This window comes from Thiomonas sp. OC7 (assembly GCF_900634595.1).
Lineage (GTDB): Bacteria > Pseudomonadota > Gammaproteobacteria > Burkholderiales > Burkholderiaceae_C > Thiomonas > Thiomonas arsenitoxydans.
Map to the genome: position 1 here is coordinate 1,300,576 of NZ_LR131953.1, position 12,115 is coordinate 1,312,690.

Here is a 12,115-nt window from a genome sequence, read left to right on the forward strand (position 1 = left end):
CCAGCGTTGGCAAGGCACGAACACACCCCGGGAGTCCGGGGCGTGGATAAAAATTAACGCGAGTACAACTCGATGATCAGCGACTCGTTGATGTCGTTGCCAAATTCATCGCGGTCCGGGGCCTTCTTGAAGACGCCTTCCATCTTGGCGCCATCCACCTGCACCCAGGCAGGGAAACCATTCGACTCAGCCAGTTTCACAGATTCCTGGATGCGGACCTGATTGCGCGACTTTTCACGCACCGCGACCACATCGCCCGTCTTCACCAGCGCCGAGGGGATATTCAACACCTTGCCGTTGACAGTGATCGAGCGATGGCTGACCAATTGACGCGCTTCAGCGCGGGTCGAGCCGTAACCCATGCGATACACCACATTGTCCAGGCGCGATTCCAGCAGCATCAGCAGATTGGTGCCGGTATTGCCAGAGCGGCGTTGCGCTTCTTCGTAATAACGGCGGAATTGGCGCTCAAGCACGCCATACATCCGCTTGACCTTCTGCTTTTCACGCAGTTGCTTGCCGTAGTCGGACGTGCGGGCGCCTGAAGTGCGGCCGTGCTGACCGGGTTTGGTCTCGAGCTTGACCTTGGAGTCGATACCGCGGCGTGCGCTCTTGAGAAAGAGGTCTGCGCCTTCGCGGCGGGTGAGTTTGCCTTTGGCGCCAATAAAACGAGCCACTTGGAATTCCTTTCAATACTGCCATGCCGTGAATTGCATGGGAGCCCGAACAATCGGGCAGTGGACTTGAAAACGCGCCCTCGGCCGTCTAGACGACCAAAGGGCGCGGGGATAGTTCTACAAATCAGTGCAACAAAAATTCAACAAAACCTACCGACAAAACCTATCAACAAAATCAGACGCGGCGACGCTTCGGCGGACGGCAGCCGTTGTGCGGGATCGGCGTCACATCTTCGATGAGCGTGACCTTGATGCCGAGGTTGTTCAGTGCGCGCACCGACGACTCACGCCCCGGGCCCGGGCCTTTGATGAAGACTTCCAGGTTCTTGATGCCGTATTCCAGCGCCACACGGCCCGCCTGCTCGGCAGCAACCTGCGCCGCAAACGGGGTGGATTTGCGCGAACCCTTAAAGCCTTGCGCACCCGAAGACGATGCCGACAGCGCGTTGCCCTGACGGTCGGTGATGGTGATGATGGTGTTGTTGAACGACGCGTGAACGTGCGCAATGCCGTCAGAGACGTTCTTGCGAACCTTCTTGCGTGCGCGCTGGGCTGCGGAGTTTTGGGAAGACGGTTTAGCCATTTGCGATGTTCCTTACTTATTTCTTCAGCGTGATGCTGCCCTTGCGCGGTCCCTTGCGGGTGCGGGCATTGGTGCGGGTGCGCTGACCACGCACGGGCAGGCCGCGACGATGGCGGAAGCCACGATAGCAACCCAGATCCATCAGGCGCTTGATGTTGACGGAGATCTCGCGACGCAGGTCACCCTCGATGGTGAGCTTGCCAATGGCTTCGCGCACCTTCTCCAGATCGGCGTCGGACAGATCCTTGATCCGCTTGTTGTAGGGAACGCCCGAAGCATCACAAATGGCGCGCGCGGTGGTGCGACCAATGCCGTAAATCGCCGTGAGGCCGATTTCGGAGTGTTGATGTGGCGGAATGTTAATACCAGCAATACGTGCCATTGAATACCTCGAACTTCAAAAAATGATTTGGGCTCAACCCTGGCGCTGCTTGTGACGCGGGTCGGTGCAAATCACACGCACAACACCTTTGCGACGAATAATCTTGCAATTACGGCACATTTTTTTAACCGATGCGCTCACTCTCATGATGATCCTCTCTTGCTATTACTTGGCGCGGAACACAATCCGCGCACGTGACAAATCGTAGGGCGTCAGCTCAACCGTGACCTTGTCTCCCGGAAGAATGCGGATGTAATGCATGCGCATTTTTCCGGAAATATGCCCCAAAACCGTGTGGCCGTTTTCCAGCTTGACGCGGAAGGTTGCGTTCGGGAGATTTTCGAGAATCTCCCCCTGCATCTGAATGACATCGTCCTTGGCCATAAAACTCCGTTAACGCACCCCGCCAAGACCCGATTTGAAATTGGCTTTTTTCAGCAGGGCATCGTACTGATGCGACATGGCATAAGCTTGCACTTGCGCCATAAAATCCATGGTAACCACCACAATGATCAGCAGCGAAGTTCCACCAAAGCTGAACGGCACATTGTATTTCAATACAAGAAACTCCGGCAGCAGGCAAACTAAAGTGATGTAAATCGCCCCCACCAACGTCAGGCGCATCAGCACCTTGTCGATGAATTTGGCGGTCTGCTCCCCTGGCCGAATGCCAGGAATGAACGCGCCACCTTTTTTGAGCTGATCGGCAGTTTCACGACTATTGAAAACCAGAGCCGTGTAGAAAAAAGCAAAGAAAATGATCGCAGTGGCGTACAACAGGATGTAGAGCGGCTGCCCTGGCGAAAGCGCACCGGCAATATCCTTCAACCAGCCCATCCCTTTGGCAGCGCCAAACCAGCTCACTGCCGTTGCCGGAAGCAAAATAATGGACGATGCAAAAATCGGTGGAATCACGCCTGCCATATTCAACTTCAGGGGCAGATGCGAGCTTTGTCCACCATACACCTTATTGCCCACCTGCCGCCGCGCGTAGTTCACCAGAATCTTGCGCTGACCCCGCTCGACAAATACCACGAAATAGGTCACCAGCACCACGATGGCTAACACGAACAGCGCCACCAATACACTCATCGCGCCTGTACTGACCAACTCCATCAGCCCGGCGATCGCGGAAGGCAAGCCAGCCACAATACCCGAGAAAATAATGATGGAAATACCATTACCCAGACCACGCTCGGTAATTTGCTCACCCAGCCACATCAGAAACATGGTGCCAGAGGTCAGGGTCAGCACGGCAGATAGCTGAAAACCGATGCCAGGACTGATGACCAGGCCAGGGGAAGCCTGCAGCGCCACTGCAATACCGAAGGACTGAAAAAGCGCCAGCACCAAAGTGAAATAGCGCGTGTATTGTGTCGTCTTGCGCCGCCCTGCCTCACCTTCCTTTTTAAGGGCTTCGAGCGAGGGCACCACATAAGTGAGCAATTGCATGATGATCGACGCCGAAATATAAGGCATGATCCCCAGCGCAAATACCGTGAAGCGTGCCAGCGCTCCACCTGAGAACATATTGAACAGGCCCAAAATGCCGCTCGAATTGTTCTGGAAAAGTTGTTGCAGATGCGTCGGATCGATTCCGGGCACAGGGATGTGTGCACCAATGCGGTACACCACCAGTGCGCCGAGCAGGAACAGCAGACGACGACCGAGGTCGCCGTACTTGCCCTGCTGAGTCACGCCTGTGCTGGCCATGTCGAGACGTCCGTTCAGGCTGCTGCGACTTCGGCGATGCTTCCGCCTGCCGCTTCGATGGCGCTGCGGGCGCCCTTGGTTGCCAGAATGCCCTTTAGTTTGACAGCGCGAGCGATCTGACCCGAAGCGATAACCTTGACGGTGCGCGACAGATCAGGCACCAGTCCGTGAGCCTTGAGCGTGAGCATGTCGATTTCGTCTTCCTGCATGCGGTTCAGATCAGCCAGCGTGACCTGCGCGCTGTAGCGCGCAATCGGCGACTTGAAACCACGCTTGGGCAGACGGCGCTGCAAGGGCATTTGACCGCCTTCGAAGCCCACCTTGTGGAAACCGCCGGAACGCGATTTTTGGCCCTTGTGACCGCGGCCCGCGGTCTTACCGAGACCCGATCCAATTCCGCGGCCAACGCGGCGCTTGGCGTGCTTGGCGCCAGCGGCGGGTTTGATGGTGTTGAGTTGCATATTGAATCTCACTAATCGCGAATTTCACAAATTCTGCTGTTGCGCGCAAACCGAAGCTGGATCAGCCGCTGGTTTGCGCCCGATCTGAATCGGCTTTATTCGCAGATTTCAACCAGATAACTGACCTTGCGGACCATGCCACGCACGGCAGCCGTGTCTTCCAGCTCACGCACGCTGCCCAGCTTGCGCAGACCGAGGCCACGCACCGTCGCGCGATGCGAATCGCGCGTGCCGATCACGCTGCGAACCAGCTTGACCCTGATGGTTTTCTTGTCACTCATGATGTTCAACCCAGAATTTCTTCAACGGTCTTGCCACGCTTCATGGCGATCTCCTGAGCGGAGTTCATATTGGTCAAAGCGTCGAGCGTTGCGCGGACCATGTTGTAGGGGTTGGACGAACCGTGACTCTTGGCCACAATGTCGGTCACTCCCAGCACTTCGAACATGGCGCGCATGGGACCACCCGCGATGATGCCCGTACCCTGCACAGCAGGCAGCATCATGACGTTCGAAGCACCATGCTGGCCCATCACCTTGTGGTGCAGCGTGCCGCCCTTCAGGGGCACTTTCACCATATTGCGACGCGCTTGCTCCATGGCCTTTTGAACGGCCACAGGCACTTCACGCGCCTTGCCTTTACCCATGCCGATGCGGCCATCGCCGTCGCCCACCACGGTCAAGGCGGCGAAACCGAGAATACGACCGCCCTTGACGACTTTGGTGACGCGGTTGACCGCAATCATTTTCTCGCGCAGACCATCGTCGCGCGCTTCGTTGGCAAACTTGTTTTGAACTTTAGCCATGATGTGCTCGTTCTCAGAACTTCAGGCCGGCTTCACGCGCAGCCTCAGCGAGCGCCTTGACGCGCCCATGAAAGCGAAAACCCGAACGGTCGAAAGCGACGGTGTCGATGCCGACCGCCTTGGCCTTCTCGGCAATACGGGTGCCCACGGCAACCGCGGCTGCCAGGTTGCCTCCATGCCCGCCCAGTTGTCCGCGAACTTCCGCTTCCACGGTTGATGCAGAGGCGAGCACGCGGTCGCCCTCGGCGGAAATGATGTTGGCGTAAATATGCTGATTGGTGCGATGCACCGACAGACGAACCACACGCAGACGCGCGATACGGCGGCGAGTTGCCTGGGCACGGCGCAGGCGGGAAATGTTTTTGCTGATCATGATCCTGGCCCTTACTTCTTCTTGGTTTCCTTGATCACCACCACTTCGTCGGCGTAACGCACACCCTTGCCCTTGTAGGGCTCAGGCGGACGATAGGCACGAACTTCGGCAGCGATCTGGCCAACGAGTTGCTTGTCCACACCCTTAATGACGATCTCGGTGGGAGTCGGCGTTTCCACCTTGATGCCCTCAGGCATGTCCTTGACGATGGGATGGGAAAAACCCAGCGAGAGATTCAACTTGGCGCCTTGAGCCTGAGCCTTGAAGCCCACGCCAACCAGGGTGAGCTTGCGCTCAAAACCCTTGGACACGCCGTGCACCATGCCCGCAACCAGGGCACGCATGGTTCCCGACATGGCATGCGACTCGCGAGACTCGTCGACCGGGGCGAAAGTCAGTTCCCCATTTTCTTGGGCGATCCGCACGCCGGCGTATTGGGCACGCTCCAGCTTGCCGAGCCCGCCCTTGATGGCGATGGTCTCGGCACTGAGATTGACCTCAACACCTGCCGGCACTGCAACCGGATATTTGGCAATACGTGACATGTCTGTTCTCTCCTTAAGCGACGTAGCAGAGAACTTCGCCACCCACGCCGACTTGACGGGCCTTGCGGTCGGTCATCAGCCCACGGGGAGTCGAAACGATGGCAACGCCCAGGCCATTCATCACTTGGGGAATGGCTTCTTTGCCGCGATAGACGCGCAGGCCCGGGCGACTGACGCGCTCAAGACGCTCGATCACCGGTTTGCCCGCGTAGTACTTCAACGAAATCTCAAGATTCGCCTTGGCATCACTCTCACGACGGATATTGAAGCCGTCGATATAGCCCTCTTCGTGCAGGACCTGAGCGATTGCAGCTTTGATCTTGGAAGCTGGCATCGTTACCTTCGCCTTCTCGACCATCTGCGCGTTACGAATACGCGTCAGCATGTCGGCGATGGGATCACTCATGCTCATCAATACTCTCCTAAAAACTTTTGGCGTCTAGTCGGCAAGCAACGCAACAATCGATACGTGACAACCGAACTCAACTTGTCTGTGTGACCGATTACCAGCTGGATTTGGTCACGCCGGGAATTTCCCCGCGGAACGCCAGCTCGCGAATCTTGCTGCGCGACAACCCGAACTGGCGGAACGTACCGCGCGGGCGACCGGTGATGGCGCAGCGATTGCGCAGCCGGGTTGGACTGGAATTGCGTGGCATCTGCTGAATTTTCAAGCGCGCCTCGTAGCGCTCTTCAAAAGACTTGGAGGCGTCATCAACGATGGCCTGCAGTTCAGCGCGCTTCGATGCAAATTTTGCAACCAAGTCTTCGCGCTTCTTTTCGCGGTTGATCAGGGACAGTTTCGCCATGATGATTCTTCAGTTCTTGAAAGGGAAGCGGAACGCGGCGAGCAAGGCCTTGCACTCCTCGTCGGTTTTCGCCGTCGTGGTCACGCTGATATTCAGACCACGCAGCGCATCGATCTTGTCGTACTCTATTTCCGGGAAGATGATCTGCTCTTTGACCCCGATGTTGTAGTTGCCACGACCGTCGAAAGCACGCGCAGAGATGCCGCGGAAATCACGCACACGCGGCAGGGCGATGGTCACAAAACGATCGAGGAAGTCGTACATGCGACCACCACGCAAGGTCACCATGCAACCGATGGGCAGGTCTTCGCGGATTTTGAATCCGGCAATCGCCTTGCGCGACCTGGTGACAACCGGCTTTTGGCCCGCGATCTTGGTGAGATCACCCACCGCGTGCTCCATCACTTTTTTATCAGCCACCGCCTCGGACACACCCATATTGAGTGTCACCTTGGTCAGGCGGGGCACTTCCATGACCGACTTGTAGCCAAACTTGGCCATCAATTCGGGCACGACTTTGTCTTTATAAATCGTCTGCAGGCGCGACATAAATCCTCCGGTCAGCCCTTGATCTGCTCGCCACTGGATTTGAAGACGCGCACTTTGGCGCCATCACCCAGAGTCTTGAAGCCGACGCGATCCGCCTTGCCGGTCGCGGGGTTGTAAATAGCCACATTGCTTTGATGAATCGCCAGATCGCGGGACACCACACCGCCCGCCTCGCCCTTCATCGGATTGGGGCGCACATTCTTCTTGACCGTATGCACACCCTCGACCACGATGTGGTCGGCATCCACACGCGCCGCCACTTTGCCGCGGCGACCCTTGTCGCTGCCAGCAATGACAATCACTTCGTCATCTTTGCGAATCTTGTTCATCACAAATCCTTTTTCGACAGCTCAGAGCAGGGCTCAAAGAACCTCAGGCGCCAGAGACACGATCTTCATGAAGCGCTCCGTGCGCAGTTCACGCGTCACCGGACCGAAAATGCGCGTACCAATGGGCTCGAGTTTGGCATTGAGCAGCACGGCCGCATTGCCATCGAACTTGATCAAGGAGCCGTCCGCACGGCGGACACCCTTGGCGGTACGTACCACGACGGCACTGTAAACCTCACCTTTTTTCACGCGACCGCGCGGGGCAGCTTCTTTGATGCTGACCTTGATGATGTCGCCCACGCCGGCGTAGCGGCGCTTGGAGCCGCCCAGCACCTTGATGCACATGACGGATTTGGCGCCCGTATTGTCGGCGACATCCAGTCTGGATTGCGTCTGAATCATGTAATTTCCTTCACCCAACTTAGTCGCAAAAAATGCGCCAGTCTTGGCTCCCTGGTGCGGGAATTGATCTGTGTTGCTCAGTTTTTGTTCAGCAGCCACCGTGCGCCAACTTGCAGCATCACGAACTTCGGCTGGCTTCGCGCCTTTCCGCACCCTTTAAAGAGCTGCAAAACGGCGAAGCATTGAATTGTGCAAGGGCGCAAAGCCGTTGTCAACTCCTTTTTCGCGACCTTCCGCCTTTGATGCTCAAGAGCGTTTGGTGACGCGGCCACCCCGGCAAGCGACAGCACTGATGAGAGAGGCCGCCAGCAGGACGGCAGCGTAATCCCAGATCGATCCTTCTCGAAGCAATCCGCCCCCCACGAGTACGAGATGCAACAGCAATGCACCGATCGCCGCCCAACTCGCTCGGCGTCCCCAACTGGCGGCGCAGCCACTTCCCCAGGCCCGGTGCGCCAATCCCCCGGTCAAGGCGCCCACAAACAAGGGCATGAGGCTTGTCTGGATCAGCCACGATAAAAAGAGGGGGAGCATGAAAATTCTCTAAGAAATCGTGCAGGAAGAACGTCAGCAGTGCGCGAAACCTGCTGTTTGCACCGATGCACCAGGTCGTTTAATGGTGGACAATGTCGTCTTTGAAGGCCTCAAGCGCATTCTTGGTTTGATCAAGATCAGTCGCTCAAAGTCGCGACAGTTCTTAAAATCACGATCTGATTATGTTGCTCGCTGCCATCGGACTCAACCACCAAACCGCACCCGTCGGGGTACGCGAGCGGCTGGCGTTTTCTGCCGATACCTTGGTAGACGCGCTTCAACGGCTGAAGGTGAACATGCTGAACGGGCGCCGAAATGGCCCCATCGAAGCGGCCATTCTATCGACCTGCAACCGCACTGAAATCTATTGCGCGGCCGAAAGCGACCCGCGTGATGCCCTATTGCACTGGCTGTCCACCGAGCGCCAAGTGCAGTTCGATGACCTGGCCGACCATAGTTATCGCCTGGTACAAGACGGTACCGTTCGACACGCCTTCCGTGTGGCCAGCGGCCTGGATTCCATGGTGCTCGGCGAGCCGCAGATTCTGGGGCAGATGAAGGAAGCGGTGCGGGTCGCTTCGGATTCGGGCGCTCTGGGCAGCACGCTGAATCAGATGTTTCAGCGTACTTTTTCCGTGGCCAAAGAGGTACGCACCAATACGGAAATCGGCGCTCACTCGGTCAGCATGGCAGCAGCCAGCGTGCACCTGGCACAAACTGTGTTCGAGAGCCTTCAGGAGTGTCGCGTGTTGTTCATCGGCGCGGGCGACATGATCGAACTTGTGGCCACGCATTTTTCCGCGCACCATCCCAAGAGCATGGTGATCGCCAATCGCACCGTGGAGCGCGGCGCCCATCTGGCACAGCGGTTCGGGGCGGAAGCCATTCGGCTGACCGACATGCCGCAGCGGCTGGGCGAATTTGATGTGGTCGTGACCAGCACCGCCAGCAGCCTGCCGATCATCGGTCTGGGCGCGGTTGAACGCAGCATCAAACAGCGGCGGCACAAACCCATGGTCATGGTCGATCTGGCCGTACCGCGCGACATTGAGCCCGAGGTCGCGCAACTGCGCGATGTCTATTTGTATTCGGTCGACGATCTGTCTGCATTGGTGCGCAGCAATACGGAGAAGCGCCAGGCCGCGATCGAACAGGCCGAGGCCATTATCGAAAACCGGGTGCATGGTTTTCTCGAATGGCTTGATCTGCGCTCGCAGGTGCCCCTCATTCAACGACTGCAGTCGCAAAGCGAACAGTGGCAGACGCACGAGGTCGAACGCGCCCGACGTCTGCTGGCTCGGGGCGAGTCGCCCGAGGCCGTGCTGGACGCACTTGCGCGGGGCCTGTCGCACAAATTCCTGCACGGCGCCTTCACCGCGCTGCACCAGGGCGATCCGTCTCATCGCCAAGTCGTGGCGCAGGCGGTCGAGCGGGTGTTTCTGTGCCCGCACCGACGCGATTCCGATTCTCCCTCTGACTCGCAGGTCTAGCGCGTCCTCCACGCCCTCCAAATCCAGCGCTTCTTTCTTTTTAGCGCCTTCGGTTTACCGCCCGCGCACCCAGGCGCGGCTGTTCCACATCCCCCATGAAACCTTCTCTGCTGGACAAACTGGAGCAGATGCAACGCCGGGCCGACGAGCTTGACGCCTTGCTTGCCGCACCCGATTGCACCGCGGATCTGCAGCGCTTTCGCAACATGACGCGGGAACTGGCCGAGCTGCAAGCCGTGGTCGGGCTGTATGTGCAATACAAGACAAAAACAGAAGACCTGTCGCAGGCGGAATCGTTGCTGAGCGACCCCGACATGAAGGAGCTGGCACAACAGGAAATTCAGGATGCACGCGCTGCCCTTGACGCGCTTGAAGCCCAGCTTCAGGTCGCCTTGTTGCCGCGCGACCCGGACGATAGCCGCAACGTGTTCGTGGAAATCCGGGCCGGGACGGGGGGGGAAGAGTCCGCGCTTTTCGCCGCCGACTTGCTGCGCATGTATGCGCGCTATGCCGAGCGCAAGCGCTGGGCGACCGAAGTGATCAGCGAGAGCCCGAGCGATCTCGGCGGATACAAGGAAGTGATTCTGCGCGTCGCGGGTGAAGGCGCCTACGGTCTGCTGAAATACGAATCGGGCGGCCACCGCGTGCAGCGGGTGCCCAAGACCGAGACACAGGGACGCATTCATACCAGTGCGGCCACCGTGGCCGTGATGCCCGAGGTGGATGAGGCTCAGGCGATCCAGATCAATCCTTCCGACTTGCGCATCGACACCTTTCGCGCCTCGGGTGCGGGCGGGCAGCACATCAACAAGACCGACTCGGCCATACGCATCACCCACCTGCCCACCGGGCTGGTCGTGGAGTGCCAAGACGAGCGCTCGCAGCACCGCAACAAGGCGCGCGCACTGTCGGTACTGGCCGCGCGTCTGGCCGAGCGAGAACGACAGGCCCGGCAGGCAGAGGAAGCGGCCACGCGCAAAAGCCTGGTGGGCAGCGGCGACCGCTCCGACCGCATCCGCACCTACAACTTTCCGCAGGGCCGGGTCAGCGAGCACCGCATCAACTTCACCCTCTACAAAATCGACGCCATCCTGGACGGCGACCTCGACGAACTGCTCACCGCCCTGCGCACCGAAGATCAGGCCTCGCAACTGGCAGCCTTAGGAGCATGAGATGACAGCGCCGCGCGATCTGGCCGCTTGGACGCGAACCTGCGGCCTGCCCCGGCTGGACGCACAGGCCCTCATCGAGGCCGTACTCGGCTGGAGCCGCGCCCAGCAAGCCGCCCATCCCGAACGCCTGCTTGACTCGGCCGAACTGACCCGGCTGCACGCGCTGGCGACGCGCCTGCGCGACGGCGAGCCGCTGGCCTATGTGCTGGGAGAGCGCGAGTTTTTCGGCCTGAGTTTCGAAGTAACCCCCGATGTGCTCATTCCCCGCCCGGATACCGAATTGTTGGTGGAACTCTCCCTGCGCCATCTCGACGCCCTGCCCGCCACCCACGCGCCCACGGCGCTCGACATGGGCACCGGCAGCGGAGCGATTGCCATCGCCATCGCCCATGCCCGCCCGCATGTGCGGGTCTGGGCCTTGGACGCCAGCGCTGCCGCGCTCGCCGTGGCGCAAGGCAATGCGCGGCGGCTGCTCGATGCCCGGCGCGCAGGAGGCGAGGTGCACTTTCTCCAGTCCAACTGGTGGGATGCCTTGCAACCCCCGGCGACGACAGCGCGCTTCGACTGCATTGTTTCCAACCCGCCTTACATCGCTGCGCACGACCCGCATCTGCCCGCCTTGCGCCATGAACCCGCCCTCGCGCTGACCGGCCAGCATCCCAACCCGGACGGGCTGGGCGATCTGCGCCAGATCATTGCGCAGGCCGGCCGGTTTCTGCGGGACGAAGGCTGTCTGCTCCTGGAGCATGGCTACGATCAGGCGGCTGCCGTGCGCGATTTGCTGGAAGCTCACGGGTATCGCAAGGTGTTCAGCGCACGTGATCTGGCCGGTATCGAACGGGTGAGCGGCGGGATAGTCGCGGCTAGTTGCGGCGATTCTCGAAATAGGCTCCCGTCCGCAACAAAACCGGCCGCCCTCTAAAATTGCTTGATCGACATCAACCAGGAAATGCCGCCATGTCCAGTGTGCAAGAGCAAATTGATCAAATCGTCAAGAACAACGACGTAGTGCTGTTCATGAAAGGCTCGCCGCAATTCCCCATGTGCGGTTTTTCGGGGCGCGCGGTGCAGTTGCTCAAGTCGTGCGGCGTCAGCCAGATCAAGGCTGTGGACGTGCTGCAGGACGAAGGCATTCGCCAGGGCATCAAGGAATACGCCAACTGGCCCACCATCCCGCAGCTTTACGTCAAGGGCGAATTCGTCGGCGGCTCGGACATCATGGCCGAGATGGCGCAAAGCGGCGAGCTGCAAGCTCTGCTGGGCAGCCTGAAATAAGTGCGCATTCGTTTGA

Annotated in this window: 20 protein-coding genes; 4 read left to right on the top strand and 16 right to left on the bottom strand. The window is 59.0% G+C overall.

From position 1 onward, the window contains the following. Nucleotides 1-53: 53 nt before the first annotated feature. The 16 genes from rpsD to rplN all read right to left on the bottom strand — a co-directional run bounded on the left by rpsD (nt 54) and on the right by rplN (nt 7,628). Nucleotides 54-677, bottom strand: coding sequence for a 30S ribosomal protein S4 (gene rpsD / locus BIO17B3_RS06215; protein WP_156053451.1), 624 nt, complete (start codon nt 675-677; stop codon nt 54-56). 175 nt (nt 678-852) lie between these two features. Then, nucleotides 853-1,260 (bottom strand): 30S ribosomal protein S11, encoded by a 408-nt coding sequence (gene rpsK / locus BIO17B3_RS06220; RefSeq protein ID WP_013106892.1) that lies wholly within the window; start codon nt 1,258-1,260, stop codon nt 853-855. A 16-nt stretch (nt 1,261-1,276) separates the two neighbouring features. Further along, nucleotides 1,277-1,642, bottom strand: a complete 366-nt coding sequence (rpsM, locus tag BIO17B3_RS06225; RefSeq protein ID WP_013106893.1) for a 30S ribosomal protein S13 — start codon at nt 1,640-1,642, stop codon at nt 1,277-1,279. A 33-nt stretch (nt 1,643-1,675) separates the two neighbouring features. Then, the gene (gene rpmJ / locus BIO17B3_RS06230) at nt 1,676-1,789 is read right to left on the bottom strand and encodes a 50S ribosomal protein L36 (RefSeq protein WP_013106894.1); all 114 of its coding nucleotides are present in this window, start codon (nt 1,787-1,789) and stop codon (nt 1,676-1,678) included. An 18-nt stretch (nt 1,790-1,807) separates the two neighbouring features. After that, nucleotides 1,808-2,026, bottom strand: a complete 219-nt coding sequence (infA, locus tag BIO17B3_RS06235; RefSeq protein WP_013106895.1) for a translation initiation factor IF-1 — start codon at nt 2,024-2,026, stop codon at nt 1,808-1,810. 9 nt (nt 2,027-2,035) lie between these two features. Next, entirely contained in the window at nt 2,036-3,355 is a 1,320-nt protein-coding gene (gene secY / locus BIO17B3_RS06240; RefSeq protein WP_013124107.1) for a preprotein translocase subunit SecY, read from the bottom strand. A gap of 14 nt (nt 3,356-3,369) precedes the next feature. Beyond that, nucleotides 3,370-3,816 carry a 50S ribosomal protein L15 gene (rplO, locus tag BIO17B3_RS06245; protein WP_156053452.1) on the bottom strand — a complete coding sequence of 149 codons (447 nt, stop codon included), beginning with the start codon at nt 3,814-3,816 and terminating at the stop codon, nt 3,370-3,372. A 95-nt stretch (nt 3,817-3,911) separates the two neighbouring features. Continuing rightward, a complete protein-coding gene (gene rpmD / locus BIO17B3_RS06250) occupies nt 3,912-4,097 on the bottom strand; it encodes a 50S ribosomal protein L30 (RefSeq protein WP_156053453.1) in 186 nt (61 codons plus the stop codon). A 5-nt stretch (nt 4,098-4,102) separates the two neighbouring features. Continuing rightward, complete coding sequence (gene rpsE, locus BIO17B3_RS06255) at nt 4,103-4,621, bottom strand: 30S ribosomal protein S5 (protein WP_013106899.1); 519 nt, start codon at nt 4,619-4,621, stop codon at nt 4,103-4,105. A 13-nt stretch (nt 4,622-4,634) separates the two neighbouring features. Then, nucleotides 4,635-4,991, bottom strand: coding sequence for a 50S ribosomal protein L18 (rplR, locus tag BIO17B3_RS06260; protein ID WP_156055242.1), 357 nt, complete (start codon nt 4,989-4,991; stop codon nt 4,635-4,637). A 14-nt stretch (nt 4,992-5,005) separates the two neighbouring features. Then, nucleotides 5,006-5,539 carry a 50S ribosomal protein L6 gene (rplF, locus tag BIO17B3_RS06265; protein ID WP_156053454.1) on the bottom strand — a complete coding sequence of 178 codons (534 nt, stop codon included), beginning with the start codon at nt 5,537-5,539 and terminating at the stop codon, nt 5,006-5,008. A 13-nt stretch (nt 5,540-5,552) separates the two neighbouring features. After that, nucleotides 5,553-5,951 (bottom strand): 30S ribosomal protein S8, encoded by a 399-nt coding sequence (rpsH, locus tag BIO17B3_RS06270; protein WP_013106902.1) that lies wholly within the window; start codon nt 5,949-5,951, stop codon nt 5,553-5,555. Between the two features lie 91 nt (nt 5,952-6,042). After that, the gene (gene rpsN, locus BIO17B3_RS06275) at nt 6,043-6,348 is read right to left on the bottom strand and encodes a 30S ribosomal protein S14 (protein WP_013106903.1); all 306 of its coding nucleotides are present in this window, start codon (nt 6,346-6,348) and stop codon (nt 6,043-6,045) included. A 9-nt stretch (nt 6,349-6,357) separates the two neighbouring features. Then, nucleotides 6,358-6,897, bottom strand: a complete 540-nt coding sequence (gene rplE, locus BIO17B3_RS06280; protein ID WP_013106904.1) for a 50S ribosomal protein L5 — start codon at nt 6,895-6,897, stop codon at nt 6,358-6,360. A gap of 11 nt (nt 6,898-6,908) precedes the next feature. Further along, entirely contained in the window at nt 6,909-7,226 is a 318-nt protein-coding gene (gene rplX / locus BIO17B3_RS06285) for a 50S ribosomal protein L24 (protein ID WP_013124110.1), read from the bottom strand. A gap of 33 nt (nt 7,227-7,259) precedes the next feature. Continuing rightward, nucleotides 7,260-7,628 (bottom strand): 50S ribosomal protein L14, encoded by a 369-nt coding sequence (gene rplN, locus BIO17B3_RS06290; protein WP_013106906.1) that lies wholly within the window; start codon nt 7,626-7,628, stop codon nt 7,260-7,262. Nucleotides 7,629-8,344: 716 nt separating this feature from the next. On the opposite strand from rplN, the gene hemA reads away from it, so the two are divergent. From hemA to grxD, 4 genes are all read left to right on the top strand, one after another. Beyond that, on the top strand, nt 8,345-9,652 hold the full coding sequence (gene hemA / locus BIO17B3_RS06295; RefSeq protein WP_156053455.1) for a glutamyl-tRNA reductase: 1,308 nt from the start codon (nt 8,345-8,347) through the stop codon (nt 9,650-9,652). Between the two features lie 95 nt (nt 9,653-9,747). Then, a complete protein-coding gene (prfA, locus tag BIO17B3_RS06300; RefSeq protein WP_156053456.1) occupies nt 9,748-10,824 on the top strand; it encodes a peptide chain release factor 1 in 1,077 nt (358 codons plus the stop codon). Nucleotide 10,825: 1 nt separating this feature from the next. Beyond that, nucleotides 10,826-11,746, top strand: coding sequence for a peptide chain release factor N(5)-glutamine methyltransferase (gene prmC, locus BIO17B3_RS06305; RefSeq protein WP_156053457.1), 921 nt, complete (start codon nt 10,826-10,828; stop codon nt 11,744-11,746). Nucleotides 11,747-11,781: 35 nt separating this feature from the next. Then, on the top strand, nt 11,782-12,099 hold the full coding sequence (gene grxD, locus BIO17B3_RS06310; RefSeq protein ID WP_013106911.1) for a Grx4 family monothiol glutaredoxin: 318 nt from the start codon (nt 11,782-11,784) through the stop codon (nt 12,097-12,099). Nucleotides 12,100-12,115 lie beyond the last annotated feature (16 nt).

Coding starts and splice junctions, on each gene's coding strand:
- rpsK (WP_013106892.1), bottom strand. CDS start 1,260: ATGGCTAAACCGTCTTCCCAAAACTCCGCAGCCCAGCGCGCACGCAAG.
- rpsM (WP_013106893.1), bottom strand. CDS start 1,642: ATGGCACGTATTGCTGGTATTAACATTCCGCCACATCAACACTCCGAA.
- rpmJ (WP_013106894.1), bottom strand. CDS start 1,789: ATGAGAGTGAGCGCATCGGTTAAAAAAATGTGCCGTAATTGCAAGATT.
- infA (WP_013106895.1), bottom strand. CDS start 2,026: ATGGCCAAGGACGATGTCATTCAGATGCAGGGGGAGATTCTCGAAAAT.
- secY (WP_013124107.1), bottom strand. CDS start 3,355: ATGGCCAGCACAGGCGTGACTCAGCAGGGCAAGTACGGCGACCTCGGT.
- rplO (WP_156053452.1), bottom strand. CDS start 3,816: ATGCAACTCAACACCATCAAACCCGCCGCTGGCGCCAAGCACGCCAAG.
- rpmD (WP_156053453.1), bottom strand. CDS start 4,097: ATGAGTGACAAGAAAACCATCAGGGTCAAGCTGGTTCGCAGCGTGATC.
- rpsE (WP_013106899.1), bottom strand. CDS start 4,621: ATGGCTAAAGTTCAAAACAAGTTTGCCAACGAAGCGCGCGACGATGGT.
- rplF (WP_156053454.1), bottom strand. CDS start 5,539: ATGTCACGTATTGCCAAATATCCGGTTGCAGTGCCGGCAGGTGTTGAG.
- rpsH (WP_013106902.1), bottom strand. CDS start 5,951: ATGAGCATGAGTGATCCCATCGCCGACATGCTGACGCGTATTCGTAAC.
- rpsN (WP_013106903.1), bottom strand. CDS start 6,348: ATGGCGAAACTGTCCCTGATCAACCGCGAAAAGAAGCGCGAAGACTTG.
- rplE (WP_013106904.1), bottom strand. CDS start 6,897: ATGTCGCGCCTGCAGACGATTTATAAAGACAAAGTCGTGCCCGAATTG.
- rplX (WP_013124110.1), bottom strand. CDS start 7,226: ATGAACAAGATTCGCAAAGATGACGAAGTGATTGTCATTGCTGGCAGC.
- rplN (WP_013106906.1), bottom strand. CDS start 7,628: ATGATTCAGACGCAATCCAGACTGGATGTCGCCGACAATACGGGCGCC.
- hemA (WP_156053455.1), top strand. CDS start 8,345: ATGTTGCTCGCTGCCATCGGACTCAACCACCAAACCGCACCCGTCGGG.
- prfA (WP_156053456.1), top strand. CDS start 9,748: ATGAAACCTTCTCTGCTGGACAAACTGGAGCAGATGCAACGCCGGGCC.
- prmC (WP_156053457.1), top strand. CDS start 10,826: ATGACAGCGCCGCGCGATCTGGCCGCTTGGACGCGAACCTGCGGCCTG.
- grxD (WP_013106911.1), top strand. CDS start 11,782: ATGTCCAGTGTGCAAGAGCAAATTGATCAAATCGTCAAGAACAACGAC.